The organism is Bradyrhizobium sp. BWC-3-1, assembly GCF_032917965.1.
Taxonomy (GTDB): domain Bacteria; phylum Pseudomonadota; class Alphaproteobacteria; order Rhizobiales; family Xanthobacteraceae; genus Bradyrhizobium; species Bradyrhizobium canariense_D.
In genome coordinates, this window is sequence record NZ_CP136625.1 from 7250619 (window position 1) to 7275466 (window position 24848).

Genomic DNA, 24848 nt, shown 5'->3' on the forward strand with positions numbered 1-24848 from the left:
ACTCTCATCTTTCAACGCGGCCTGGCTCCGGTCCGGCTATGGTCGTCCAATGCGCCGCAACCACCTTATCGCAGCCGCAGGCGTCTGCTTCGCGCTCATCGTCTATGCCACGCTCGCGAGACTGACGGGGAGACCCGTGCTTATTGGCCATCACGAGGCTTATTGGGTCGTCGTGATCGAGCGCTTCAGCGCCTACGGGTTGCTGGGATTTCTCTTGTCCTTCCTGTTGCCCGGTCGGCTCACACTCGCATGCTCTCTTGTCGTGGCCGTCGCAATGGGGCTCGAAGTCCTGCAAGCAATGACGCCCGATCGTGATCCCGGTTTCCTGGACGTGCTGCAAAAAGCAGCAGGCGGGACCGTCGGGGTCCTCCTCGCTCAAACAATCCTGGCCTTCTTACCGAGGCCGCCCTCCTGAGCAGATGCATGGCCTGCACGTCTGCATCGGGGAAGTGACCGTCCTTATTTTATCATTTGTCCGCGTAGTTCACCGCCCGGGTTCGCGGCCGTATGAATGTTGGCATACCATTTCCCAGCCAGCAGGTCCGCAGCCTGAGCTTCGGTGAGCGTTGCGCTCCCCTGAATCGGGCTTTGGACCGTCTTGAACGGCAGCACGATGCCGGCGTTCTTGCCGGCCTCCACGGGGCCATGGAAATGTGCCCCCATGGCTGGCCCGGTCAAGCCGGCGAAGCTGACTGTGTAGGTCAGGGTTTTCGCCTCCGTATCGTAGGTCGCCTCGGCCTTGCCTGTTCCAGGCGAGTTGTTCGGAGGCACTTCATTGCTGCCTTTTACATCGGCCTGCAACTTCACGAGCTCTGCATTTGCCGTTGCGGCTGTCATGATGATCAGCGCACCCAGCATCGCCGCTGCCAACAGTGTCGCGTAGCCTCGATCGCTGTCGTTCCTCATGGCATCCTCCTGCAGGCTCTACGGCCCGCTGCGGTTAAACCCCGGCCAGCAATGAAAATTCCGGATCGAGATTTATGCCTGATTCGGAACAACTATCGCGAGAATCTCGGCTCCCACACCCGGAGCCTGACCGATTGCGCGCGGGAGCTAAGCCGAGCGGCGCCGGCCCAGGAACTGGTTCGGCGTCAGGAGTTCTGCCATCTGCCGATGGGTGGCCTGGAGCGCCTCGATGGCACCGTCCAGATCAAAATCGGCGTCCCGGACAGAGGCGAAATATTTGGCCGTCAGCGCCAGATCGAGCTTGACGCGGGTTGCGCCGTCGCGGCTTTTGCGGCGGTCAAGTGACAAATGGATGGCCCGCATTCGTGCCTCGGCAGACGTGCAGCCGCTAAGCTCGGCGAGTTCGTCATAGGTCATCCAGATCTGTGCCATGTTTCAGTCACTCCTTTACTCGGCATCAGCTTAATTTTGGTGCTTAAAGCTTCGGTTGCCGCGATGCGCGCGCCCACCGTTTCGCAGCGATAGGGTCAATGCGAGCTAAACGAAGAAGGACGATCGTGCCGAGCCGCCGGTGGGTTGCATACAGCGAAGATCAATCTATGCTCACCAGATCGATCAACTATTGAACTGAGGCAATCGCATTGGGACAGGTCACTTCGGAAGCCCTCTCCTTGATTGATGTCGTGTCCCGTGGCGCCACGCGGCATGTCCTCGCCTTCCGCAAACGTCCCGCATGGCTGACGCTTGCGGTGCTCGTGCCGGGTGCCGATTTGGTGCTGGCCGCGGACGCATAGATGATCGTTGATTTCACCTCGAGGTAAGCAGACATGACCGACCGACCGACTGTCCTCGTTACGGGAGGCGCGGGCTATATCGGCTCGCATGCCTGTCGCGCCCTGACCGCCGCCGGCTATCAGCCCGTTGTTTATGACAATCTGTCGACAGGTCATCGCGGCTTCGTCGCCGGCCCGCTGGTAACAGGCGATCTGCTCGACGGCGCCACGCTGGCGCGCGCCTTCGCCGAGCACAAAATCACGGCGGTCATGCATTTCGCGGCGGCGAGTCTCGTCGGCGAGTCCATGACCGACCCGCAAAAGTACTACATCAACAATGTGCAGGGCACGCTGTCGCTATTGCAGGCGATGCGCAATGCGGGCTGCCATCGTATCGTGTTCTCCTCGACCGGCGCCGTCTACGGCAATGCCGATTCCAAGGAACTGCCGGAAGACTTCCCCTGCGCGCCGATCAACCCCTATGGCGCATCGAAGTGGATGATCGAGCGCATGCTCGCCGATTACCGCGCCGCTTACGGCTTCGGCGCGTTCTGCCTGCGCTATTTCAATGCCAGCGGCGCCGATCCTGCCGGCGGCATCGGCGAATTGCGTGACAATGAAACCCATCTCATTCCGCGCGCCATGATGGCATTACAGGGCCATGTCGATTTTGCCGTGTTCGGTCAGGACTACGACACGCCCGATGGCACCGCGATCCGCGACTACATCCACGTCACCGACCTCGCCGCAGCGCATGTCGCGGCGCTGAAGCTGCTGGAACAAGGGCATGCCGGCGGCAGCTTCAATCTAGGCACCGGCTCCGGCTTTTCGGTACGGGAGATCCTGACCGCCATCAGGCAGGAGACCGGGCGCGAGGTGCCCCACACCGTCAAACCGCGCCGCGCCGGCGATCCCACCTATCTGGTCGCCGATCCCTCCGCAGCGCGAAAAGCGCTGAATTTCGTGCCGCGATATTCGGATCTGCCGACTGTAATCCGCACCGCCTGGGCCTGGCACCAGAGGGCTCATCCGCTTAAGCAGCCCTGACAACATCCTCGAAGTCGATCAGGCGGGATAAGACGTGGCCTTATGGTCTATTCCGTTCTGAGCCGAGCGATCCCGGCGCAAACGGATGGCGCGATCGCGAACGGCCGTCGAGCCCCTTGGGCAGCTTGTCGGCGTTGAGCTTCACGACCGCACCTCGGGCGTCAACGGCCGGCACCTCGTCCTGGCTGTAGATGAGCGTCGCCTCGAAGGTCACATCGGGGGCCTGCTCGGCCGTTCCGGAACAGGTCGCCATCGCACCGCTGCACACGCCCGAGAGCTTGACCTCGACCTCGTCGAGCCCGAACACGGTCGGCGGCCCCTCGGCATGACGCCGCGTGGTCAGAACCGCCGTGAAGCGCTGCTCGTCAATTCGGTAAGAGCCTCCATAAGTGAAGAAGCTGTCGCTGCCGGAGATTCGTCCCTCCGCCAGATGCACGACGCCCGTGCCCTGACCGCGCGGGGTCCTGAACCAGGCCGCATATTTGCCGTCTCTCAGCATGAAAACATCCACCGTAAAACTCCAACGTATTTGCAACCAACTCTGGGGCGCGACAATGACCCGCGCGGGGAGCATTCCGCCACGGTTAACGCCCTGCAAAATCAACTCGTCAATTTGACGCCGAGGCGCAGCGACGCGGGCGCATGCTTCCCGTGCGGCGGGCAAGAAAGCTGGAGCTGGACCTCGTTGCATACCGCGCTAAAAACGATCGGCGTGCCGACCTCGTTTGCAGCACGCATATAACCGCTATCAACTCCAGCCAGCTCGTGACAGCTAGCCTGTCACGCGGGAGGAAGTGGTCGAGATCGCCGCCGGTCAGCAGGCGACGCCGTATCAGAAGACCGAGGCTACGTTCGCGCCCATCATAGATATGGAGAGCCACCCGGTTGAGGCCGTCCCAGCCGATTGAAATTATCCATCCAGCTTGCCGGCGCACTGTCTTCTCGGGTCGCCGGCTTGAACCTCTTCCTGATAGAGTGCACCAATATCAAAGAGTGATTCCGGTCACACTTGCCTGGGCGTTTCGCTGCTAAGCATCGGGCCTGGATGGGGACCGGCAAATATTGGTCGAATTGGATGAGAATTGCCATGAAAAGCCTGATCGGCGCTGTTGTCGGCACATGCTGTCTTGCTGCTCCGGCTTTGGCGGAGAGCCCGACCGCCATCGTCGAGGACGTGCAAGGCAAGGTCGACGGTGTCGCGTTCATGGATTATGTGGTGCCGGGCAAGATCATCAAGCTGGGGCCCAAGGCAACCATTACGCTCAGCTATCTCAAATCGTGCCAGCGCGAGACCATCAGCGAAGGCGTCGTCATGGTCGGCACCGAGCAGAGCACCGTGCAACTCGGCGAGGTCAAGCGGGAAAAGGTCCCCTGCGATACCAACGCGGCAAAACTGTCGGAGCGCGAGGCGAACCAGAGTGCCGCGACGACCTTCCGCACCATGCGGTCGGACGCCAAGGGCAGCGCTCCGGCCAAGCTGCCGACGCTCTACGGTGTCGCGCCGTTGGTGCAGGCCAAGAGCGGCAGCACCCTGGTGATCGAGCGCACCGATGGCAAGGAGCCCACGATCAGCGTGCCGCTCAAGAGCGAGACCATGGTCGGAGGCAAGTTCTATGACTTCGCCAAGGCCGGGAAGTCGCTGACGCCGGGCGGCAGCTATCTCGCCATCCTCGGCACCAAGCGTTACGCCTTCCAGGTCGATCCCAGCGCCACGTCGTCGCCGACGCCGATCGTGGGACGCCTGCTGCGGCTCGAATAGGCAGCTAGCGACGGGGCGATGCGGCGGATCGGGAGACGGGACATCGTTGCAGCGATCCTGATTGCGCTTCTTGCAGGCGCCGTCGTCACGTCTCCGCCGTTCCAGACGCTGCAGGGCCTGTCGCTCGACGTCCTCACGGCACTGCGCGGCAAGCTCGTCGGCGACCACCGCGATCCCGCGACATCACCGGTCGTCGTCGTGGCCATCGACGGCGAGACCTACGACACTCCGCCGTTCCAGGGGTCGCCGACGCTGACCTGGACGCGCGAGATCGCCCGGGTGCTCGGCAGCATTGCCGACGGCGGCGCCAAGGTGATCGGTTTCGATGTCATCTTTCCGAGCTCGATCGAGCGGTCGGAGATTCCCTTTGGCGATGCGCCGCTTGGCGCGCGACTGAAGGGATTCGACCGAGACTATCTCATCGCCTTGCGGAAACTCTCTAGTGACGGCAAGCTGGTGCTGGGCGAGGTCCTCAGCAGCGATCATCCGGACCGCGCACAGCAATTGGCTGTGGGGAATAACGTCCGCGGCCTCAACGTCTATACCGACACCGACCATGTAATCCGGCGAATGCCGCTGAGTTTTCCTGTCGGCGACATGCCAGCTTCCGCAATGGCCGTCGAACTCGCCACCCGCGCGCTCGGCGCAAAACCGCAGACCGCGCCTTCTGGCGTGACTGCTTTGTCCGGCTATACGATCCCGAGCGCGGTGCCGAACACGCTAACGCTCAATTTCCGAGGGCTCGGCCGCGACGTGCCGACATATTCGTTCGCAGACCTGCACGCCTGCGTCGAGAAGAACGACCGCGACTTCTTCCGCCGCGCCTTCGGTGGCAAGATTGTGGTGCTCGGCACGATCCTCAATGTCGATGACCGCAAGATCACCTCGATGCGTCTTTCCGGCGGCTATGACGGAACGCCGGCCGCAAGATGCGCCCTGCCCGCACCGGCAACCACCGAACAAAAAGCCCGCAGCGACATCGCCGGTGTCTTCGTGCATGCCAACGCGGTGCGAAATCTGATCGAACGCGATGCGGTGACCGAGCTCGGCTTTCCACTGCGGAGCATTCTCACCATCGTGTTCGCAGCGATCGTGGCCTGCGCGGCCTGCGTGCTCGCACCGGGTGGCGCACTGATCGCATGGTTCGGCCTCACCGCGGTATACGCCGCTGTGGCTGTCGGTGCATTCGTCCATGCCTTGGCGCTGCCGCTGACGGAGCCGGCACTCGCAAGCCTTGCCGCGCTCGCGATGATGATCGGCTACCGTTTCGTGCTGGCCGATCGCGACGAGCGTTTCCTGCGCAGGAGCTTTGCGTTCTATCTCGCCCCCGAAGTGATCGACACCATGGTTGCCTCCGGCAAGATGCCGGCGCTCGGCGGCGAAATGCGCAACGTCACCATGTTCTTCTCCGACCTGAGTGGCTTCTCCTCCATCGCCGAGACGATGACGCCGGGCGAACTGGTGACGCTGATGAACGAATATCTGTCGGCCATGACCGACATCATCGAGAGCCATGGCGGCTATGTCGACAAATATATCGGCGATTCCATTGTCGCCATGTTCGGCGCGCCCGCCGACGATCCCGCGCATGCGCGCCACGCCGTCCATGCCGCGCTGAAATGTCACGCAAAACTGGCGGAGCTCAACGCCGGCAGCGCCGCTTTCGCCGGCCGCGGCCTGTCGCACCGCATCGGGCTCAACAGCGGCGAGGCTGTCGTCGGCAATATCGGCTCCCGCCGCCGCTTCAACTACACCGTGATGAGCGACACCGTGAACGTCGCCTCGCGGCTCGAAGGCGCCAACAAATATTATGGCACCGCAATCATGGCTTCAGAAACGACTGTCGCGCAGACAGGCAATACTTTCACCTGGCGCGAGCTCGACGCCATCAAAGTGATAGGACGCGGCGAGGCGATCAAGGTGTTCGAGCCCCTCGCGGAGAAGGGCACGGAGAGTGCCGGGCAGACGAAGGTTGCCGCCGCGTATGCGGAAGGGCTGGCGTGCTGGCGGGCAAGGGAGTTTGCGACGGCGGCTGATGCGTTCGGGCGAATGGCGGAAATGGATCCGGCGTCAGCGCTTTTTGGCAAGCGCGCGACTGCGCTCGCTACAAATCCACCGGGGTCGGATTGGACGCCGGTGAACATCCTAGAAGGAAAGTAGCGCAGCGTCCCACCGCTTTTCGGGTCCACTCCCCGCTAGAACGGCAACCCCACGTAATTCTCCGCCAGCAGACGCTGCGCCGTCTCGGACGACAGCAGATACTCCAGCTCCGTCTGCTGAAGCCTCTCTTCATACTCGGAACGGTCGGGGAAGCGATGCAGCAGCATCGTCATCCACCACGAAAAGCGTTGCGCCTTCCAGATCCGCGCCAGCGCCTTGGCGGAATAGCCCTGGAGCCCGGAATCATCGCCGTTCTGATAATGCGCGAGCATGGCGTGGTAGAGATAATAGATGTCGGAGCCGGCGCTGTTCAGCCCGCGCGCGCCGGTCGGCGGCACGATGTGGGCGGCATCGCCGGCGAGAAACAGGCGACCGTAGCTCATCGGCTCGGCGACGAAGCTGCGCAACGGCGCGATGCTCTTCTCGATGGACGACCCCGTGATCAGGCGGTCGCCGACCTCGTGCGGCAAACGGCGCTTCAGCTCGGTCCAGAACGCATCGTCGCTCCAGTCCTCCACCTTGTCGGTGAGCGGCACCTGGACGTAGTAGCGGCTCAGCACTTGCGACCGCAAGGAACACAGCGCGAAGCCGCGCTCGTGCTTCACATAGATCAGCTCCGGCGACACCGGTTTCGTGCGCGACAGCACGCCGAGCCAACCGAACGGATAGATCTTCTCGTATTCCCGCAGCACGTCCTTCGGGATCGACTTCCTGCTGACGCCGTGAAAGCCGTCAGCGCCGACGATATAGTCGCAATCGACTCGGACGGTTTCGGCATTCGAACGATAGGTCACGTACGGCTGGTCCGAGGTCAGGTCATGCGGCGTCACGTCCTCGGCATTGTGCACGACGTTGCCGCCAAAGCGATCGCGCGCCTCGTAGAGGTCGCGCGTCAGCTCGGTCTGGCCGTAGACCAGCACCGAATTGCCGCCGGAATGCTTGTGGAGGTCGATCTGGGAGAGCACCCCGTCATGGGCGATCTCGAATCCCTTGTGGATCTCGCCCTCGCGGTCCATCCGCTCGCCGCACTGTGCCTCGCGCATCAGCCTGGCGAAGCCGTGCTCGAGCACGCCGGCGCGGATCCGGGCAAGCACGTGGTCGCGGCTGTACTTTTCCAGCACGACCGTGTCGATGCCCTTGAGGTGCAGGAGCTGGGACAACAGCAGCCCGGACGGCCCGCCGCCGATGATACAGACCTGGACTTTCATTTTTGCGTCCTCCTCGGCGCTTTCTTGCAGATTCAGCGCCGCTGACGGATGGAGGCTTTCGTCTTTGTCTTGTACTATTCGAACATGAGAAACCCAGCCCCCGCCCCGGCAATCCGGGTCTACAATTTGTTCGGCGAATCCGGTGATCTGCCCGATGTCGTGCATTGCGAGACGATAGCGTCGCGCTCCGTGCTGCACGATTGGACGCTCGCCGTGCACCGCCATGCCCGGCTGCACCAGGTGCTGCTGATCGAGCGCGGCGGCGGCGAAGCGACGCTCGACGGGCGCGTGGTGCAGCTGAAGCCGATGCAAATCGTCAACGTGCCCGTCGGCCACGTCCACGGCTTCCGTTTCGTGCCTGATACCCAGGGCTGGGTGCTGACCATCGCCGCGGAAATATTGGACGAAGCGCTGCTCGCCTCCGAAGGGCTGCGAGGTGCCTTGTCGCGCTCGGCCGTGATACGCGGCACGCCGCAGATTCGGACCACCATGAAGCAGATCTTTGCCGAACACGCCGCGCGCGATTTCGGCCGAGCGCATGTGCTGCGTGCACTTTCGGCGGCCATGATCGGGCTGGTGGCCCGCGCACTCACCGGCGAGAGCGGTGGCAACGGCACGGCTGAAAGCGGACTATTCCGCCGCTTCGAGGCGCTGCTGGAACAGCATCATCTGGAACGCTGGAGCGTTGCGGACTATGCGGGCGCGCTGTCGATCACGCCGACCCATCTCAACCGTGTGACCCGGGCAGCAACCGGCGACACCGCCTCGCACCTGATCCTCAACCGGCTGATCCGCGAGGCGCGGCGCAATCTCGTCTACACCAATTTACCGGTCTCGACGATCGCCTATGCGCTTGGCTTCGAGGACCCCGCCTATTTCAGCCGGGTCTACGCCGCCGCCACGGGCGTGTCACCGCGGGCCTTTCGTGCCCAGCTTCATGGCGATGAAGGCTGACACACCGGCCGATCGATCAGCCGCGCCTGTGGTCGAAGGCCACGCTGGGAACCGCAATGGCCTTTGTTGCCAGCGCTGCCACTTAACCTTCGTATATGGGGCCCTATCCTTTGGATAGGCGCCCTTTACCTCAGTACAATTGAGTAGGGAATGCGCGCGCCTTAGCCTGGCTGCATTCGGCGCCCTGGCGCCGGTGGCATTGTATCCTCCCTAACCTGGGCGCAAGACGGCCGCCCCTGTCCGGTCGTCTGCGCTGCTTTTTCGGCAAGCCATCGGTGCCTTCAATGTTTTTCCGGCCGACACACCGCCCCCGGCGGTTGGACCGGCCACCTTTCGCGTACAACTGGAGATTTGTGCATAATGTCTTCGATTGAGAAGATCGCACTCTTTATCGATGGCTCCAATCTCCATGCCACCTCCAAGGCGCTCGGCTTCGACATCGACTACAGGCGACTGCTCGGCGAATTCCAAAGCCGAGGTGCGCTGTTGCGGGCCTTCTACTACACGACCGTCGTCGAGGATCAGGAGTATTCGTCAATCCGTCCGTTGATCGATTGGCTCGACTATAACGGATACACCGTCGTCACGAAACTCACGAAGGAATTCGTCGACGCCATCACCGGCCGCCGCAAGGTGAAGGGCAGCATGGATGTCGACCTCGCCGTAAATGCGATGGAGCTCGCCGAGCACGTCGATCAGATCGTGTTGTTCTCGGGCGATGGGAATTTTCGTTCGCTGGTGGAAGCCCTGCAACGCCTCGGTGTCCGCGTGACGGTCGTCTCCACACTCTCCACTCAGCCGGCCATGGTCGCTGACGAGCTGCGCCGACAGGCGGACATATTCATCGATTTGGCAGAACTGAAACCAAAAGTGGGGCGCGATCCGGCCAATAGGCCGGGATCGCGCGAGATGCGTCAGTCACCGCAATTCCACGCGCGCGTAGCGATCGATCGCAGTGACCAGGTGGAGTGAACCTTCGGGGGGCGGCTCTCAGACGTCGAAGAACATCGTCTCCTCCGGCCCCTGCAAATTGATCGTGAAAGCATACACGATCTTGGCGCCACGCTCGCTGCGCTTTGCGATCAACGTCGAACGTCGCACCGGCTGCTCGATCAGGCTGAGCACGGGGTCGGCGGCGTTCGCAGTCTCTTCATCGGAGAAATACAGCCGGGTGTTGAGCCCGATATTGATGCCACGCGCGACGATCCAGATGTTGACGTAAGGCGCGCATTTGCGGCCCGCCTTGTCGGTGATGGCCCCGGGCTTGATGGTCTCGAACGTCACCAGCCCGCTCTCGAAGTCGGAGCCGGCGCGGCCCCAGCCACGAAATTCCTCGTCGAGCGCGCCGGTCGACCGATCGGCCGGATGGTTGTAGCGGCCGGCCGCGTTCGCCTGCCAGATCTCCAACAGCACGTCACGCAGCGGCGTGCCGCTGCCGTCGAACACCTTGCCCTCCAGCGTGATGCGTTCGCCTTGCGTGTTCGGCGTCACCAGCACGTTGGAAAAGTTCTTCTCGAAGATGTCGAAGCCGGCCATCGCCGGGATCAGGCCGATATGGACGTAGGGCCCGGCGGTCTGCGAGGCGGTTTCCTTGAGGTAGTTGAGCGGCTGCGGCATGGACCTAGTTCCCTGCGGTGCGATTTTCAAAGTAAGTGGAGCGCTGGCCGCGCAAGACGATGTCGAAGCGGTAGGCGAGCGAGTCGAACGGGGTCGATGCGTTGAGGTCGAGCGGCGCGATGAGGCGCTCCAGCGCATCCTTGTCCGGGATCGTCGTCAGGATTGGGCAGACCGGGATCAGGGGATCGCCCTCAAAGTACATCTGGGTGATCAGACGCTGTGCAAAGCCCGAGCCGAACACCGAGAAGTGGATGTGAGCGGGACGCCAGCTGTTGACGTAGTTGCGCCAGGGATAGGGTCCCGGCTTCACGGTGCGGAAATAATAGTAGCCGCTGTCGTCGGTCAGCGCGCGGCCGCAACCGCCGAAATTCGGATCGATCGGCGCCAGATACGTGTCCCTCTTGTGCCGGTAGCGGCCGCCGGCATTGGCTTGCCAGAACTCGACCAGCGTGTTCGGCACGCCGCGGCCGGTCTCATCCAGCACGCGGCCGTGGACGATGATGCGTTCGCCGACGGGATCGCCGTCCTTGGCGTAGTTGCGGATCAAATCATTGTCGAGCGGGCCGAGATCGTTGTGCCCGAACACCGGCCCCGTGATCTCCGAAACCGAGTTCTCAAGCGACAGCAACGCCTGGCGCGGCGAGCGCAGCACCGAGGATTTGTAGCCCGGCGCGTGCGCCGGCGGATGCATGGAACGGTCGCGCTGGAAGAAGCCGCCGTCACCGAGCGGCGGCGTGAACGGCTCGGGACGGTTGGGGCGGGATTCCCGCAAGGCTGGCGCCTGGGCATGCATCGGCGTTGTCTCTCCCTCTGGCGCTCCCGTTGGGGCGCACGGCTTATCGGGAGATGATGGCGCCGGCTATTCTCAAGATAAATAGATCGATTATAATGCATTCCATGAATAAAATCGATCATTTGGCGCTCGATGGCCACGCGCTTGAGCTGTTCCTGGCCGTGTTGGAAGAAGGTTCGGTGACGGCGGCCGCAACGCGGCTCGGCCTGACGCAATCCGCGGTCAGCCACGCCCTGAACAAGCTGCGGCGGATCGTCGGCGATCCGCTGTTTGCCAAATCCGGCCGCGGCATTGTCGCTACGGCGCACGCCCAGGCGCTCGCGGCAAAGGCGCGAGCGCTGATCGACGAGATGCGCAGCTTTGCCGGCGGTGTCACGTTCGAGCCGGCGAGCGCGCAGCTTTCGCTGACAATCGCCGCCAATGACTTCCAGCGCGACCTGCTGCTGCCGCGGTTCTTCGATCATGTCGCAGCGCAAGTGACGAGCCTGAACCTGCGCGTGATCCCCTCGCAGTCGCCCTCGCCGGCGATGCTGCGCGAAAACCGCTGCGATCTGCTGATCACGCCGCTGCCGCCATCCGGCGTGGACATCGTGCAGAAGCGCCTGCTGCAAGACCATTACGTTTGTTACTACGACCCCAAAGCGCGCGCCGCGCCGGCTACGCGCGGCGCCTATCTCGCGGCGCGTCACGTCACGGTGGTCTACACTGACAATGAGCGGCTCGACTTCGATCGCCGGCTTGCAGCCAACGGCTTCCACCGCGACATCGCGATCTCCGTGCCGAGCTTCTCCGGCGTGCCGTCCTTCCTGCGTGGCTCGCAGATGCTGGCGAGCATGCCGAGCCTGCTGGCGCCCGGCGTGATGCACGGCTTCGCGCGTGTGCGGATTCCGCTGGCCTCGCGCACACGAACCCTGGCCGAGCTGCCGATGTTCATGGTCTGGCACCAGCGATATCAGAAGGACCCGGCGCATCGCTGGATCAGAAGCCAGCTCGAGACCGTGGCGGCAACGGCCTCGCACCCCGTCCCCGCGAAAACCTGATCCCCGTCAAACCCACTGGTTGCGCCGGGGCCGCCACGCTAGAATTCCCCCATGACAGTGACCGACATTGCGAGCCGGACCTACAATCACAGCTGGCGGCTGGATCCCATCATCCGCAGCCTGCTTGATACCGACTTCTACAAGCTATTGATGTTGCAAATGATTCGGGAATCTTACCCGAATCAGCAGGTGACATTCTCGGTCATCAACCGATCGCGCCATGTCCGGCTCGCCGAAATCATCGACGAGGGCGAGCTGCGCGCCCAGCTCGACCACGCCCGCACCATCCGCTTCACCAAGAAAGAGCTGATCTGGCTTGCCGGTAACACTTTCTACGGCAAGACCCACATGTTCTCGGCGGACTTCATCCGCTGGCTCGCCGAATTCCGGCTGCCCGAATACGAGCTGCGCAAGGTCGAAGGCCAGTACGAGCTGCACTTCCACGGGCCGTGGAGCCATACCACGATGTGGGAAATTCCTGCGCTCGCCATCCTCAACGAATTGCGCTCGCGGGCGGCGATGAAGGGCCGCGGCCGCTTCGAGCTCGACGTGCTCTATGCCCGCGCCAAGGCCAAGCTGTGGACCAAGGTGGAACGCCTGCGCAAGCTGGATGGCTTGCGGCTCTCCGATTTCGGCACTCGTCGCCGCCATGGCTTCCTCTGGCAGCGCTGGTGCGTGGAGGCCGTGAAGGAAGGCCTGGGCCCGTCCTTCATCGGCACCTCCAACGTGCTACTCGCGATGGACAATGATCTCGAAGCCATCGGCACCAACGCCCATGAACTGCCGATGGTCGCGGCTGCGCTGGCCAAGGACGACGAGGAATTGCGCTGGGCGCCCTATCGCATCCTCGACCAGTGGCGCCAGACCTATGGCGGCAACCTCCTGATTGCGCTGCCCGACGCTTTTGGCACCAAGGCTTTCCTGCGCGATGCGCCGGAATGGGTTGCCGACTGGACCGGCTTCCGCCCCGACAGCGCGCCGCCGATCCAAGCCGGCGAGGAGATCATGAAATGGTGGGAGCAGAAGGGCCGCAATCCCAGGGACAAGCTGCTGGTGTTCTCCGACGCTATGGATGTGGGCTCGATCGAGGAGACCTACCACCACTTCGCCGGCCGGGTGCGGCTCTCCTTCGGCTGGGGCACCAATCTCACCAATGATTTCGTCGGCTGCACGCCGGACGGCTCGTTCAACCTCGATCCGATCTCGCTGGTCTGCAAGGTGTCGTCGGTCGACGGACGTCCGGCCGTCAAGCTTTCCGACAATCCCGAGAAGGCGACCGGCCTGCCTTCGGAGATCGAGCGCTATTTGCGCGTCTTCGGCGACGCCGGCCGCGTGCGCAAGCCGGTGCTGGTCTAGCGCCAGAGCAATCTCTCTCCATCAAGTAAACCATCTGGGGCAAATGCGCGACATCGGCTCGCCGATGCCGCGTCAGTTCCGGTTCGACGGCATTTGCGACGATCTGCAAGCATCCACTTCACAACGCCTTCACCCTGCGACGCAGTCTCCTGGCATTTTCAAGTCGAGTTAAGCACCTTTCGCGCGTAATCCGCGTTATGAGCGGATCGCTCCGCTGGGGTCGTTGAGCGACTTGGGGAACGCAAAGTGTTTCGCAGAACAGCGCCGTCAACGAAGGGACGAAGCTTCCTTCATGTCATCAAGCTCGTTTCGCCTTTCGTCACGGTCGTTCTGCTGCAGGCGGCGATCGCCGGATTCAGCCTGGAGGTGATGTCCTCGGTCCGCGCCTATGTCGCGGGCGAAGCGTTGTGGTCGCGCTCGCAGAAGAACGCCGTCTATTTCCTCAATCTCTATCTGCATTCGGGCGACGCCAGCCAGTTTGCGCAATATCAGACCTCGCTGGCCGTTCCCATCGGCGACGAGTTCGCGCGCTGGGCGCTCGAGCGCGATCCGGTCGACGTCGAGGCCGCCCGCATCGGCTTCCTGCAAGGCGGCAACCATCCCGATGACGTGCCGGGACTGATCTGGCTGTTTCGCTACTTCAAACAGGTCAGCTTTCTCAAGGAAGCGATCAGCGAGTGGGCTGCCACCGACCCCATGCTGCTGGAGCTGAGCGTTTTCGGCGAGGTCATCCGGTCAGAGTTGAAGAGCGGACCGGTTCAGGACGGCAACCGCCTGCAATTATTGTCGTCGCGGCTTTCGGAGCTCAACACTCAGTTCACGGTGCACGCCAAGCGGTTCTCCACCGTTCTCGGCGAAGGCTCGCGCGCCATCAAGATGACGCTGACTGGCGTCAATATCGTCACAGCCATGACGCTGATCCTGCTCCTGATCTGGCACACGCGGCGATTGGTGCTGCAACGACAGGCGTTTGAGGATGCCCTGCATGCCGAGAAGGAGCGCCTAGTCTGGCAGGCGTCGCACGACTGGCTGACCGGCTTGTCCAACCGGCGCGCGTTCGAGGCCCGCCTGCAAAGCGAGTTGGACGACACCGCGGCGGGTTCGCTGGGCCTGGTCCTGCTCGATCTCGACCAATTCAAGGACGTCAACGACAGCTGCGGTCATCTCGCCGGCGACCGCCTGCTCTGCCAGATCTCGCGTCTCCTGCAACAGGAACGACGGCCGCATGACCTGGTGGCCCGGCTTGGCGGTGACGAATTCGGCCTAATCCTTCCACAAAGCACGCCGTACGACGCCGTGGATATCGCCGAACGGCTGCGCCGGTCGCTCGAGCTATCCGTCTTCGCGTGGGACGATCGTTGCTTTGCAGTGACCGCCAGCATCGGCGTTGCCTGCATCACCGACGGCAACACCACGCTCGAGGACGCGATGCGGCGCGCGGATGCCGCCTGCTATCGCGCCAAGGAGAACGGACGCAACCGTGTTCAGGTCGACAACGGGACGACGGACGTCGTCGTCGTCACCTCGCGGCACCGCAAGGCCGCCAGCGCGTAGCAGCGCTCCACACTTTATCGTACTGGCACAATCCCGAGCCCTGCGAGATGCGCATCCAGAAACTGATCGACCTGCTGGCGCAGCATCTGCGGCGGCACGGCTACCATGCGTTCTTCGAGGCCGAGCGAGATGATCCCGTGCACGGCGGAAAACAGGGTGCGTGACAGCAGCGCGATCTGCACGTCGTCTGCATTCGGAAGCAGCCGCACCAGGGGTGGATGCATCAGCGCGAAGGCGTCCATCACCATCTGAAGGATGTCATCGGGGTAAGGGCGGTCGTCCTCCATCCGATGTTCGAACAGCGAGCGCAGCAGATTGGCGTGCTCCGCAAAAAATTCGAGGTAGGTCGCGGCCAGCCCGTAGAGCTGGCGAACGGGATCCTCGGCGGGAACCTGGCCCAGCCGCACCGTCAGCTCCTTAACGGTCTCCCGATTCACGGTCAGGATCACCCCGTCGAAGTCGCCGAACTCGTTGTAGACGCTCCCAACCGAGCAGCCTGCGGCGTCCGCAACATCCCGGACTTTCAACGATTTCAGCCCCTTAGTCGCGATAATGCTGCGAGCGATCTCCACGATCTGCTGCCGCCGGCGAGATTTTTTTCGGTCTCGCAACGATTCGTCTTGAACATTGTTCATTTTCAAGGTACTCATTTGAACAATGTTCAAATTAACCTGGAGATCTGCAAAATGCAAACCCTCGCTGTTGATATCGCCTCCACCTTCGTCGATGACGCCACAGCTCTCGTGACCGGATTTGGCCGCGCCTTCCTGCGGTTCGCGACGGGGCCGATCGATCGCATTGCAAATGCCTGCGACATTGCCGGCGTCCTGACCGAGCGCCGCGTGACCTTCCCGATGTGGCGGGCCAACCGCGACCGCGCCCGTCATGAGGGCCGCCGCATTAGCCTGCTCGGCCGCCTCTCGCCCTTTCGCCGCCTTGCCCACCTTACCTGAGGCGCGCACGCCTCCTTGCCGGGGCGTGATAGAGCCGCGACCAGCCATTTGCGAACCAAACGTCGCCACGCGGAGACCAACAGGATCGGAAGGTAAAGGCGCAGAGCAGGCCGGGGCGATCGTTCGTCAACCCGCAAATGCCCGTCGCATCTCCTCGGGTCCCGACGCCCATCCGACAATGAAACAACCTCAGACAGCGTTTCCAAAACAGGACTAGTCATGATCAGGGATTTGATGTCGTCACGCCGCTTCGCGCCGCTGTTCTGGGCGCAATTCTTCTCGGCGCTGAACGACAACGTGCTCAAGAACGCACTCGTCATCATCCTGCTTTACAGTGCCGCGACCGGCCACGGTGATGCGCTGGTGACGGTCGCGGGCGCGGTGTTCATCTTCCCCTATTTCATCCTGTCCGGGCTCGGCGGCCAGCTCGCCGACAAATACGTCAAATCCGTCGTCGCAAGGCGGCTCAAATTCGCCGAGATCTTTGCCGCGGGCTTTGCCGCGGCCGGCTTCTTCCTGCACTCGGTGCCGCTGCTGTTCGCAGCGCTCGCACTGTTCGGCGTCATCGCCGCGCTGTTCGGACCCGTGAAATACGCGATGCTGCCGGACCAGCTCGAGCTCGGCGAGCTCGCGACCGGCAACGCGCTGGTCGAAGGCGCGACCTTCATGGCCATCCTGCTCGGCACCGTTGCCGGTGGCCAGTTCGTGGCCGGCTCCGCGCATATGGGCTGGGTCGCATCGGCCGTGGTCGTGCTGGCCCTGCTGTCCTGGACCTTCGCCTCCCGCATTCCCGCGACGACGCCGTCTGCACCCGATCTGCCGGTCAACGCCAATCCCTGGACCTCGACGCTCGGCCTGTTGAAGACGCTGCACGCCGACCACCGGCTGTGGGACGGCACCGTGATCGTCTCCTGGTTCTGGCTGGTGGGCGCCATCGTGCTCTCGCTGCTGCCGGCGCTGGTCAAGGAGGTCATCGGCGGCACCGAGGGCGTGGTGACGTTGTGTCTCGCGATCTTCGCAATCGGCATCGCCATCGGCTCGCTGTTCGCCGCGAATCTGAGCCACGTTCGCCCAAACCTCGCGCTGGTGCCGATCGGCGCCGTCATGATGGGGTTTGCCGGCATCGACCTCGCTTGGGCGATCGGCGTGACCGCCAAGGGCCAGGACATCACTGCTGCCGACTTCGCAACTTCGTTCGCGGACCTGCGCATGCTGCTCGACTTCGTCGCCTTCGCATTCGGCGGCGGGCTGTTCGTCGTTCCGTCCTTCGCCGCCGTCCAGGCCTGGTCCGCCCCATCCGAGCGCGCCCGCATTATCGCCGCCGGCAACGTGCTGCAGGCCGCCTTCATGGTGGCCGGCTCGCTGTTCGTCGCGCTGTTGCAGGCCGGCGGATTGCACATCGGCTGGATCTTCTTTGGCCTCGGCGTCATCAGCTTCGGCGCAGTCTGGTTCGTGCTGACCAAGTGGGGCAAGGAAGGCGTGCGCGACTTTGGCGGGCTGCTGTTCCGCGCGCTGTTCCGCACCGAGGTCCGCGGGCTGGAGAACCTGCCGCCTGCTGGCACGCGCATGCTGATCGCGCCCAATCATGTCAGCCTGATCGACGGCCCGCTGCTGCACGCCGTGCTGCCGATCGACGCGAGCTTCGCGGTTGATACCGACATCGCCAAGGCCTGGTGGGCCAAGCCGTTCCTGCGGGTGGTCAAGCACTACACCATGGACCCCACCAAGCCGCTGGCGGCGCGCGACCTCATCAAGCTCGTCGCCGCCGGAGAGCCGGTGGTGATTTTCCCGGAAGGACGCATCACTGTTTCCGGCTCGCTGATGAAGGTCTATGACGGCACCGCGATGATCGCGGACAAGGCCGACGCAGTCGTCGTCCCGGTCCGCATCGAAGGCGCCCAGCGCTCGCATCTCAGCTATCTCAACGGCAGCCAGATCAAGCGCTCGTGGTTTCCGCGGGTGACCGTCACCATCCTGCCGCCAGTCAAGCTTCCGGTCGATCCGTCGCTCAAGGGCAAGGCGCGCCGCAACGCCGCGGGCGCAGCACTTCAGGACGTGATGATCGACGCCATGGTGAAGAACGCCATGCTCGATCACACCCTGTTCGAGGCGCTCGGACACGCCTATCGCGACCGCGACACCGGCAAGGTCATCGTCGAGGACGCGCTCGGTACCAAGCTGACCTATCGCAAGCTGATCCTGGGCGCGCAGGTCTTGAGCCGGAAGCTGGAGAACGGCACCGCTATCGGTGAGAATGTCGGTGTGCTGCTGCCGAATTCCGCTGGCGTCGCCGTCGTCTTCATGGCGCTGCAAAACATCGGCCGGGTGCCGGCAATGCTCAACTTCTCGGCGGGCCCGGTCAACGTGCTTGCCGCCATGAAAGCCGCGCAGGTCAAAACCGTGCTGACGTCGAAAGCTTTCATCGAGAAGGGCAAGCTCGACAAGCTGATGGCGGCGATCTCCGCGGAAGTTCGCGTGGTCTACCTCGAGGACGTCCGTGCTTCGATCGGCACGGCCGACAAGATCAAGGGCCTGCTCGCCGGCACCGCGCCCCGCGTCGCCCGCCAGGCGAGCGATCCGGCGGTCGTGCTGTTCACGTCGGGCTCGGAAGGCACGCCCAAGGGCGTTGTGCTGTCCCACCGCAATATCCTTGCGAACGCCGCACAGGCGCTGGCGCGGGTCGATGCCAACGCCAATGATAAGGTGTTCAACGTGCTGCCGGTGTTCCACTCCTTCGGGCTGACCGGTGGAATGATGATGCCGCTGCTCGCGGGCATTCCGATCTACATGTACCCCTCGCCGCTGCATTACCGGATCGTGCCCGAGCTGATCTACCAGACCGGAGCCACGATCCTGTTCGGCACCGACACATTCCTCACGGGCTATGCACGCTCGGCCCATGCCTACGACTTCCGCACCTTGCGCCTGGTGATCGCCGGCGCGGAGGCGGTCAAGGATCGCACCCGGCAGGTCTTCATGGAGCGTTACGGCATCCGCATCCTCGAAGGCTATGGCGTCACCGAGACGGCACCGGTGCTGGCGATGAACACGCCGATGGCCAATCGTCCAGGCACGGTCGGCCGCCTGTCGCCGCTGATGGAAAGCCGCCTCGACCCGGTCCCCGGCATCGAGGAAGGCGGACGCCTGTCGGTGCGCGGACCCAACGTAATGCTCGGATACTTGCGGGCCGAAAATCCCGGCGTGCTCGAGCCGCTCGCCGACGGCTGGCACGACACCGGCGACATCGTGGCGATCGACCCGGCCGGCTTCATCACCATCAAGGGTCGCGCCAAGCGCTTTGCCAAGATCGCCGGCGAAATGGTCTCGCTGTCGGCGGTCGAGAACATCGCGACAACGCTGTGGCCGCAGGCCGGTTCAGTCGCCGTGTCGATCCCGGACCAGCGAAAGGGCGAGCGCATCGTGTTGCTGACGACGGAGAAGAACGCCGAGCGCAGCGCCATGCAAGGCCACGCCAAGGCGATCGGCGCGTCCGAGCTGACCGTTCCCGCTGCGATCATGGTGGTCGACAAGGTGCCACTGCTCGGGACCGGCAAGTCCGACTACGTCACGGCAACGACGATGGCCCGCGAGCAGGCGTCTGGACCAGAGCGCGAGGTGGCATAAGAGAGATGCACGAGGCGCCTCAATCAGGCGAGGCGCGGTGCCCCGATCGGCCGCTTCCGCGCCGCCTGAATCTCAAGAACCGGCTTCTCCGCGTCGCTCCTGCGCATAACGCACCAGCGCCGCGAAGCGATAGATGCCGTGCACGAACTTGCCGTAGGGCATGGTGATGAACAGCGCGAACACTGCACCTAAATGGAGTGCCAGCAGCGGTCCCATGGCGGCAGTCTCCCGCAGAATCAGAAGCAGCATGCCGGTGAACCCGGTCAGGAACAGCATGGCGATGAAGCCGACATCCATGCCGTAGCGCTGCTCGTCGAGCAGCGCCGGATCACGCCGCATCTTGGCGACGAACAGGCCGATCGGCCCGATGATCAGGCCGATGCCGCCGAGCGTGCCGAGAACCACCGGCAGATCCCACCACGGATACGGCGCCTCGCGGCCGAGCAGATAGTGATACAGCGTTGCGGCCGAGGTCGCGGCGAAGCAGAGCAGGAAGCCGTAGAAGGTCAGGTGATGGAAAAGCTTGCGCCGGTCGGTCGGCTTGTCATCCTCATTGTAGCAGCCGACGCCGCCACCATGGAGGTAGCGCAGCTCACCAGCGTCGCGCATCGCCTGAAAGATCGAGCCGCCGTCCGCACGGCCGCCGATCGGCGGGCCGATATCCCGCCAGAAGGCACGCACGCTCATCACCAGCGCGAAAATCGCATAAAGGAAGGCGGCGCTGAACAACGCTGCCATCGCGTTGTGCGGCATCAACTTGTAGAACGCGCCGGGGCCAGTGTGCACGCCAAACAGCACGCTGCGGTCGTTTAGGGCAGCGAAGCCGAGTATGAAGGCGGCCATGCTGAGCGCGGCGACGATGCTGATGACGAGACCATTGCGGGCGAAGGCACCGGACAGCGCCTGCGGCCAGGCATAGGTCGCATAGGATTCCGCGCGCGCGATCGCCAGCGTCTGCGGGACGTTGACGTTGAATTCGTGCGGCGGCGAGAACTGGCAGTCGACGTAGCAGGCGCCGCAGCCATGGCAGAGATTGGCGAGATAATTGAGGTCGCCGTCGGAGAAGGCGCGGCGCATCTCCATGGCGGGAAAAACCGCGCAAAGGCCTTCGCAGTAACGGCAGGAATTGCAGACCGTCATCAGGCGGTCGCCTTCATCCAAAATTCTGCTTCCGTGCATGGCTTTACTTCGTCAGGCCTTTGCCCTCGAGCCATTTCTGGATCAGGGCCGCGACCTCGAGATTGTTCTTGTCCATCATCACCATATGCGAATTGCCCTTGATGCCTGTCTGCGGGAGATCGATGATGTCGACGCTGCCGCCGGCCGCCTTGATGGCGTCCGCAAAGGCGATGCCGTTGGCGCGGATCTTGGGCCAGCGCGAATCGCGCTCGATATAGTCGCCGTAGATGATGAGGGGCGGGACGTTCTTCAGCACATCCGCTTTGGCGGGATCGCCGATGCCGGCCGGCTCGATCGCAATCAGCGCCTTGACCTTGTCAGGGCGGGCTTGCGCGACCTTGAAGCCGAAGGTGCCGGCCTGGCTGTGGAACAGAAGCACCGAGGGGCCGACGCGATCGATCTCAGCGATATAGGCGGCGATGGTCGCATCGTCGGTCGTGGTCCAGCGCGGTACGTTCTGCTTGACGAAATTCTCGTAACCCTCGACGGGGAACTGGTTGCCCGGCAACAATTTTCGCTTGGCGGGATCGGGATCGTACGAGTTCGGCCCATCGCCGATGCGGAAACGCTCGAACGGGTTGGCCGTGGTCAGGAAGACCGGCTCGCCTTTGAAGATATCGGGATATTGCGCCCAGCCCGCGCGTCCGCGCTCTACTGCGTCGGAGTTATAGACCCCCCACCCCATGCGTAGAAAATAATTCAGCCAGCCTTCGCGGTCAGGCGTGGTCTCGTAGGTGACGCCGGTCAGTCCGCCGCCATGCCACATCAGCAAAGGATAGGCACCCTTCTCGTTTGCCGGCAGGAAATACTGAACATACATCTGCTCGACCTGATACGTGCCGTTGGGATCAACCTTGGCCGGCACTCCGCCGGGCGCGAACACGACCTCCCTCACCGGCTTGCCCGAGATTTCGACAAGACGGCCACCGACATGGAACGAGCCCATGTCTCGCAGCGTGATCGGCTCGGCCGCGTGGGCGTAGCCGACGGTCAGCAGCGCCGCGATCGAAGCAATGGCAATGCGTGACATGGTTCCTCCCTCGTGTCTGTTCTTCCGCCTAATTCTTCGCGTGGCGTGCCGCTTCCCGTCCTGCGATCCGCCCGAACACGCTGCCGATGGTCATGCCCATGCCGGCGGCATAGCCCTTGCCGAGCACGTTGCCGGCCATGATCTCGCCGGCCGCGAACATGTTGGCCGACGGCTTGCCGTCAGCCATCAGCATGCGCGCTTCCCTGGTCACGCGCGTGCCGAGATAGGTGAAGGTGATGCCGGGCCGCACCGGATAGGCAAGGTAGGGCGGTGTCTCGATCCGCCGTGCCCAATGCGTCTTCGGCGGCGTGATGCCTTCCGTGCGGCAATCGTCCAGAATGGTGTGGTCGAAGGTGCCGGGCTGCACCGCGGCGTTGAATTCGGTGATCGTCTTTTCCAGCGCGGCCGGATCGAGCTCGAGCTTGCCGGCAAGCTCAGCCACCGTCTGCCCTGCGATCGGCGGGAATAGCGTCGGCATGAAGCTCGTGACCACGGTGGAGTCGAAGATGATGTAGGCGATCTGTTCGGGCTGCGCGGCCACCAGCCGGCCCCAGATCGCGTAACGCTTCGGCCAGATGTCCTCACCTTCATCATAGAAGCGCTGCGCGTGCTTGTTGACGACGATGCCAAACACGACAGAATCGTGCCGCGTGATGATGCCGCCGTCGAATTTCGGCGCGCGCGCGTCGATCGCGACCGCATGGCACTGGGTGGGGTCGCCGACCTCCTGCACGCCCTTGGCGAGCAGCATCTTCAGGATCGAGCCGCGGTTATAGGGGGTACCGCGGATCAGGAAATTGTCGGCGGCCTCACCCCAATATTGCTTCAGCCATTCGATGTTGGCCTCGAATCCGCCGGCGGCGGCGACCAGCGACGTCGCGCGGATCTCGGTGTCGCCCTTGATCGGCCGCCTGAGGTGGGCGGCGAGAAACATGCCGTCTTCGATCATGAGGTCGATAACCTCGGCGTCGTATTCGATTTCGACGCCGAGCTTCTCGGCGGTGAGATAAAGTGCGTTCAACATCGCGCGGCCGCCGCCGAGGAAGAATGAGTTGGTGCGGCCGAGGCCCAGCGTGCCGCCGAGCGAGGGCTGCCAGCGCACGCCCTGCTCCACGATCCAGTTCAAGATGTCCTTGGACTCGCGGATCATGTGCCGGGCGAGCACCTTGTCGGTCTGGCCGCCGGTGACGCGCAGGAGATCCTCCCAAAACTCTTCCTCAGTGTAGGGGCCGGTGAGGATTTCGGTCGCCTCGTCATGTGCGCAACGCATGTTGCGGGTGTGGCGCGTGTTGCCGCCGCGATAGAACTTTGGCGCGCCTTCGAGTACCAGCACCGATGCCCCACCTCGTCGCGCGCTGATTGCCGCACACAGCGCCGCGTTGCCGCCGCCGATCACCAGCACATCGTATTTGCTGCTCATGCCGTCTGCCCGATGCGACGAAGTTGGAGACATTCTGCCCGCCGGCGGCCTCGGCCAATCCGACTGGTCATTGCGCACCTTTGTATACAAAGATATACGAATGTCCGGCAAGCGTCATCCTGCATGGGCAGGATGCGCGTGGCGAGCACGAGGATGCATGGCAAGACGCCCGACAAAAGCAGGCGGCTCGATCGCGCGCGGCGGCGGCGTGGCGCTCGGCGAAGCAGTGTTCCGCTCGCTCTGCGAGGCGCTGCAGGCCGGCAGCTACCGCGCCGGCGACCGCCTGCGCGAGGAAGAGGTCGCCCAGCGGCTGAAGGTCAGCCGCACCCCGGTGCGGGAAGCGCTCGGGCGGCTTGCCGCACGTGGGTTCGTCGAACCTGCCGGCGGCCGCGGCCTGATCGTACGCAACCTCGACATCTCGGAGGTGCTCGAGCTCTACGCCATGCGCGAGATCATGGAGGGCGCCGCCGCCCGACTTGCCGCCGAGCACGCGTCTGCGACCGAGGTCGACGCGCTCAGGGACATCGAGCAGACCTTCGTGGAAGCGTCGGGGACTGATCCCGCCGAGATGGCGCGGCTCAACCGCGCCTTCCACGAGGCGATCTGCCGCGCCGCGCGCAACCGCTATCTCGACAACGCTTCGCGGGAATTGCAGGACTGGATCGCCCTGCTCGGTCCAACCACGTTCACCGTATCCGGTCGCCCGTCGACCAGCCACGGCGAGCACCAGGCCATCATCGACGCCATCGCGGCTCGCGACGGCGGCAAAGCGGAGCAGCTCGCGCGCACACACATCCGCGAAGCGCTGCGCTGTCGGCTGAAGCTGTTGCAAAAACAATAGCAGAGCGCCGCGCTCAGGCGACCAGTTCCGCGACGATCGCCTTCAACACGTCCCGCACATCGCCCGGACTGAGCCGCACCTGCAGTCCGCGCTGACCGCCATTCACGTACACGTAATCATGTGCGAGCGCGCTCTGCTCGATCACGGTGCGCACAAGCTTCCGCTGCCCGAATGGGCTGATGCCGCCAACCTTGTAGCCGGTGAGGCGCTCGGCCTCAGGCGGCTTCATCATCTGCGCCGACTTGCCGCTAACAACAGCGGCGAGCTTCTTCATCGAGACTTCCTGATCGGACGGGACGATCACGCAGACCGGCTTGCCGTCGACCAGCGCCATCAGCGTCTTCAAGACGCGCGCGGGATCCTCGCCGAGTGCGGATGCAGCCTGAAGGCCGATGCTCTCGGCGTCGGGATCGTAGTCGTAGGTGTGGACAGTGAAGGCAACACCGGCGGCCGTGAGCGCGCGTGTGGCTGGGGTGGCTTTGGACATCGACGATGTCTAGCACCGCCGCTGCGAGGAGCGAAGGGACGGCGACACGGATGGACACATGCACCACAGCCTCAGCGTCGTCCCGGCGAAGGCCGGGACCCATAACCACAGGGAGGAGTTTGGAGAAGACTCGTCGTTCGGTACGCC

The 24848-nt window shown here is 63.5% G+C and carries 23 protein-coding genes; 12 read left to right on the forward strand and 11 right to left on the reverse strand.

Translation table 11 applies throughout. The features are described 5' to 3' along the window. The first annotated feature begins 49 nt into the window (after positions 1–49). The gene (locus RX329_RS34895) at positions 50–415 is read left to right on the forward strand and encodes a VanZ family protein (RefSeq protein WP_317245026.1); all 366 of its coding nucleotides are present in this window, start codon (positions 50–52) and stop codon (positions 413–415) included. Between the two features lie 44 nt (positions 416–459). Here the strand turns inward: RX329_RS34895 and RX329_RS34900 are convergent, their stop codons facing one another. Together RX329_RS34900 and RX329_RS34905 are read right to left on the reverse strand one after the other, a co-directional pair. Beyond that, entirely contained in the window at positions 460–906 is a 447-nt protein-coding gene (locus tag RX329_RS34900) for a CHRD domain-containing protein (RefSeq protein ID WP_317245027.1), read from the reverse strand. Between the two features lie 147 nt (positions 907–1053). Continuing rightward, complete coding sequence (locus RX329_RS34905) at positions 1054–1338, reverse strand: hypothetical protein (protein WP_085384365.1); 285 nt, start codon at positions 1336–1338, stop codon at positions 1054–1056. A gap of 239 nt (positions 1339–1577) precedes the next feature. Here RX329_RS34905 and RX329_RS34910 point away from each other — a divergent pair, with 239 nt between their 5' ends. Then, the gene (locus RX329_RS34910; RefSeq protein WP_256474595.1) at positions 1578–1700 is read left to right on the forward strand and encodes a hypothetical protein; all 123 of its coding nucleotides are present in this window, start codon (positions 1578–1580) and stop codon (positions 1698–1700) included. 33 nt (positions 1701–1733) lie between these two features. Then, positions 1734–2726 (forward strand): UDP-glucose 4-epimerase GalE, encoded by a 993-nt coding sequence (gene galE, locus RX329_RS34915; RefSeq protein WP_018456129.1) that lies wholly within the window; start codon positions 1734–1736, stop codon positions 2724–2726. A gap of 40 nt (positions 2727–2766) precedes the next feature. Here galE and RX329_RS34920 read toward each other — a convergent pair whose 3' ends face one another. After that, positions 2767–3225 (reverse strand): hypothetical protein, encoded by a 459-nt coding sequence (locus tag RX329_RS34920; RefSeq protein WP_085359789.1) that lies wholly within the window; start codon positions 3223–3225, stop codon positions 2767–2769. Positions 3226–3813: 588 nt separating this feature from the next. Here RX329_RS34920 and RX329_RS34925 point away from each other — a divergent pair. Together RX329_RS34925 and RX329_RS34930 are read left to right on the forward strand one after the other, a co-directional pair. Next, positions 3814–4485, forward strand: coding sequence for a hypothetical protein (locus RX329_RS34925; RefSeq protein WP_085384366.1), 672 nt, complete (start codon positions 3814–3816; stop codon positions 4483–4485). An 18-nt stretch (positions 4486–4503) separates the two neighbouring features. Then, positions 4504–6645 (forward strand): adenylate/guanylate cyclase domain-containing protein, encoded by a 2142-nt coding sequence (locus tag RX329_RS34930; protein WP_317245028.1) that lies wholly within the window; start codon positions 4504–4506, stop codon positions 6643–6645. 35 nt (positions 6646–6680) lie between these two features. Here the strand turns inward: RX329_RS34930 and pobA are convergent, their stop codons facing one another. After that, positions 6681–7853, reverse strand: coding sequence for a 4-hydroxybenzoate 3-monooxygenase (gene pobA, locus RX329_RS34935; protein WP_018456134.1), 1173 nt, complete (start codon positions 7851–7853; stop codon positions 6681–6683). Positions 7854–7901: 48 nt separating this feature from the next. Between pobA and RX329_RS34940 the strand changes: the two genes are divergently transcribed. Together RX329_RS34940 and RX329_RS34945 are read left to right on the forward strand one after the other, a co-directional pair. Next, positions 7902–8807, forward strand: coding sequence for a helix-turn-helix domain-containing protein (locus tag RX329_RS34940; protein ID WP_018456135.1), 906 nt, complete (start codon positions 7902–7904; stop codon positions 8805–8807). 360 nt (positions 8808–9167) lie between these two features. Further along, positions 9168–9779, forward strand: coding sequence for an NYN domain-containing protein (locus RX329_RS34945; protein WP_018456136.1), 612 nt, complete (start codon positions 9168–9170; stop codon positions 9777–9779). An 18-nt stretch (positions 9780–9797) separates the two neighbouring features. On the opposite strand, the gene pcaG is transcribed toward RX329_RS34945, so the two are convergent. Both pcaG and pcaH read right to left on the reverse strand, forming a co-directional pair. Next, positions 9798–10424 carry a protocatechuate 3,4-dioxygenase subunit alpha gene (gene pcaG / locus RX329_RS34950; RefSeq protein ID WP_026233093.1) on the reverse strand — a complete coding sequence of 209 codons (627 nt, stop codon included), beginning with the start codon at positions 10422–10424 and terminating at the stop codon, positions 9798–9800. Between the two features lie 4 nt (positions 10425–10428). After that, positions 10429–11217 carry a protocatechuate 3,4-dioxygenase subunit beta gene (gene pcaH, locus RX329_RS34955; protein WP_039799636.1) on the reverse strand — a complete coding sequence of 263 codons (789 nt, stop codon included), beginning with the start codon at positions 11215–11217 and terminating at the stop codon, positions 10429–10431. A 95-nt stretch (positions 11218–11312) separates the two neighbouring features. Here pcaH and RX329_RS34960 point away from each other — a divergent pair, with 95 nt between their 5' ends. From RX329_RS34960 to RX329_RS34970, 3 genes are all read left to right on the forward strand, one after another. Beyond that, entirely contained in the window at positions 11313–12257 is a 945-nt protein-coding gene (locus RX329_RS34960; protein ID WP_247294527.1) for a LysR family transcriptional regulator, read from the forward strand. Between the two features lie 51 nt (positions 12258–12308). Continuing rightward, positions 12309–13613, forward strand: coding sequence for a nicotinate phosphoribosyltransferase (pncB, locus tag RX329_RS34965; RefSeq protein ID WP_247397742.1), 1305 nt, complete (start codon positions 12309–12311; stop codon positions 13611–13613). Between the two features lie 246 nt (positions 13614–13859). Next, positions 13860–15167, forward strand: coding sequence for a GGDEF domain-containing protein (locus tag RX329_RS34970; RefSeq protein ID WP_085384371.1), 1308 nt, complete (start codon positions 13860–13862; stop codon positions 15165–15167). Between the two features lie 14 nt (positions 15168–15181). On the opposite strand, the gene RX329_RS34975 is transcribed toward RX329_RS34970, so the two are convergent. Then, on the reverse strand, positions 15182–15802 hold the full coding sequence (locus RX329_RS34975; protein WP_162496297.1) for a TetR/AcrR family transcriptional regulator: 621 nt from the start codon (positions 15800–15802) through the stop codon (positions 15182–15184). Between the two features lie 537 nt (positions 15803–16339). On the opposite strand from RX329_RS34975, the gene RX329_RS34985 reads away from it, so the two are divergent. Beyond that, positions 16340–19744 (forward strand): acyl-[ACP]--phospholipid O-acyltransferase, encoded by a 3405-nt coding sequence (locus RX329_RS34985; protein ID WP_317245029.1) that lies wholly within the window; start codon positions 16340–16342, stop codon positions 19742–19744. Positions 19745–19816: 72 nt separating this feature from the next. Here the strand turns inward: RX329_RS34985 and tcuB are convergent, their stop codons facing one another. From tcuB to tcuA, 3 genes are read right to left on the reverse strand one after another with little or no spacing between them, the layout of a single operon-like run. Then, a complete protein-coding gene (gene tcuB, locus RX329_RS34990) occupies positions 19817–20923 on the reverse strand; it encodes a tricarballylate utilization 4Fe-4S protein TcuB (protein WP_026233095.1) in 1107 nt (368 codons plus the stop codon). A 4-nt stretch (positions 20924–20927) separates the two neighbouring features. After that, positions 20928–21953: an esterase gene (locus RX329_RS34995; protein WP_317245030.1), complete on the reverse strand. Its 1026-nt coding sequence runs from the start codon at positions 21951–21953 to the stop codon at positions 20928–20930. 28 nt (positions 21954–21981) lie between these two features. After that, the gene (tcuA, locus tag RX329_RS35000) at positions 21982–23373 is read right to left on the reverse strand and encodes an FAD-dependent tricarballylate dehydrogenase TcuA (RefSeq protein ID WP_317245031.1); all 1392 of its coding nucleotides are present in this window, start codon (positions 23371–23373) and stop codon (positions 21982–21984) included. Positions 23374–23530: 157 nt separating this feature from the next. Here tcuA and RX329_RS35005 point away from each other — a divergent pair, with 157 nt between their 5' ends. Beyond that, positions 23531–24214 carry a GntR family transcriptional regulator gene (locus tag RX329_RS35005; RefSeq protein ID WP_085350046.1) on the forward strand — a complete coding sequence of 228 codons (684 nt, stop codon included), beginning with the start codon at positions 23531–23533 and terminating at the stop codon, positions 24212–24214. A gap of 13 nt (positions 24215–24227) precedes the next feature. Here the strand turns inward: RX329_RS35005 and ybaK are convergent, their stop codons facing one another. Next, positions 24228–24701 (reverse strand): Cys-tRNA(Pro) deacylase, encoded by a 474-nt coding sequence (gene ybaK / locus RX329_RS35010; RefSeq protein ID WP_247397726.1) that lies wholly within the window; start codon positions 24699–24701, stop codon positions 24228–24230. Positions 24702–24848: the final 147 nt, after the last annotated feature.

Coding starts and splice junctions, on each gene's coding strand:
- RX329_RS34895 (WP_317245026.1), top strand. CDS start 50: ATGCGCCGCAACCACCTTATCGCAGCCGCAGGCGTCTGCTTCGCGCTC.
- RX329_RS34900 (WP_317245027.1), bottom strand. CDS start 906: ATGAGGAACGACAGCGATCGAGGCTACGCGACACTGTTGGCAGCGGCG.
- RX329_RS34905 (WP_085384365.1), bottom strand. CDS start 1,338: ATGGCACAGATCTGGATGACCTATGACGAACTCGCCGAGCTTAGCGGC.
- galE (WP_018456129.1), top strand. CDS start 1,734: ATGACCGACCGACCGACTGTCCTCGTTACGGGAGGCGCGGGCTATATC.
- RX329_RS34920 (WP_085359789.1), bottom strand. CDS start 3,225: ATGCTGAGAGACGGCAAATATGCGGCCTGGTTCAGGACCCCGCGCGGT.
- RX329_RS34925 (WP_085384366.1), top strand. CDS start 3,814: ATGAAAAGCCTGATCGGCGCTGTTGTCGGCACATGCTGTCTTGCTGCT.
- RX329_RS34930 (WP_317245028.1), top strand. CDS start 4,504: ATGCGGCGGATCGGGAGACGGGACATCGTTGCAGCGATCCTGATTGCG.
- pobA (WP_018456134.1), bottom strand. CDS start 7,853: ATGAAAGTCCAGGTCTGTATCATCGGCGGCGGGCCGTCCGGGCTGCTG.
- RX329_RS34940 (WP_018456135.1), top strand. CDS start 7,902: ATGGAGGCTTTCGTCTTTGTCTTGTACTATTCGAACATGAGAAACCCA.
- RX329_RS34945 (WP_018456136.1), top strand. CDS start 9,168: ATGTCTTCGATTGAGAAGATCGCACTCTTTATCGATGGCTCCAATCTC.
- pcaG (WP_026233093.1), bottom strand. CDS start 10,424: ATGCCGCAGCCGCTCAACTACCTCAAGGAAACCGCCTCGCAGACCGCC.
- pcaH (WP_039799636.1), bottom strand. CDS start 11,217: ATGCATGCCCAGGCGCCAGCCTTGCGGGAATCCCGCCCCAACCGTCCC.
- RX329_RS34960 (WP_247294527.1), top strand. CDS start 11,313: ATGCATTCCATGAATAAAATCGATCATTTGGCGCTCGATGGCCACGCG.
- pncB (WP_247397742.1), top strand. CDS start 12,309: ATGACAGTGACCGACATTGCGAGCCGGACCTACAATCACAGCTGGCGG.
- RX329_RS34975 (WP_162496297.1), bottom strand. CDS start 15,802: ATGAACAATGTTCAAGACGAATCGTTGCGAGACCGAAAAAAATCTCGC.
- RX329_RS34985 (WP_317245029.1), top strand. CDS start 16,340: ATGATCAGGGATTTGATGTCGTCACGCCGCTTCGCGCCGCTGTTCTGG.
- tcuB (WP_026233095.1), bottom strand. CDS start 20,923: ATGCACGGAAGCAGAATTTTGGATGAAGGCGACCGCCTGATGACGGTC.
- RX329_RS34995 (WP_317245030.1), bottom strand. CDS start 21,953: ATGTCACGCATTGCCATTGCTTCGATCGCGGCGCTGCTGACCGTCGGC.
- tcuA (WP_317245031.1), bottom strand. CDS start 23,373: ATGAGCAGCAAATACGATGTGCTGGTGATCGGCGGCGGCAACGCGGCG.
- RX329_RS35005 (WP_085350046.1), top strand. CDS start 23,531: ATGGCAAGACGCCCGACAAAAGCAGGCGGCTCGATCGCGCGCGGCGGC.
- ybaK (WP_247397726.1), bottom strand. CDS start 24,701: ATGTCCAAAGCCACCCCAGCCACACGCGCGCTCACGGCCGCCGGTGTT.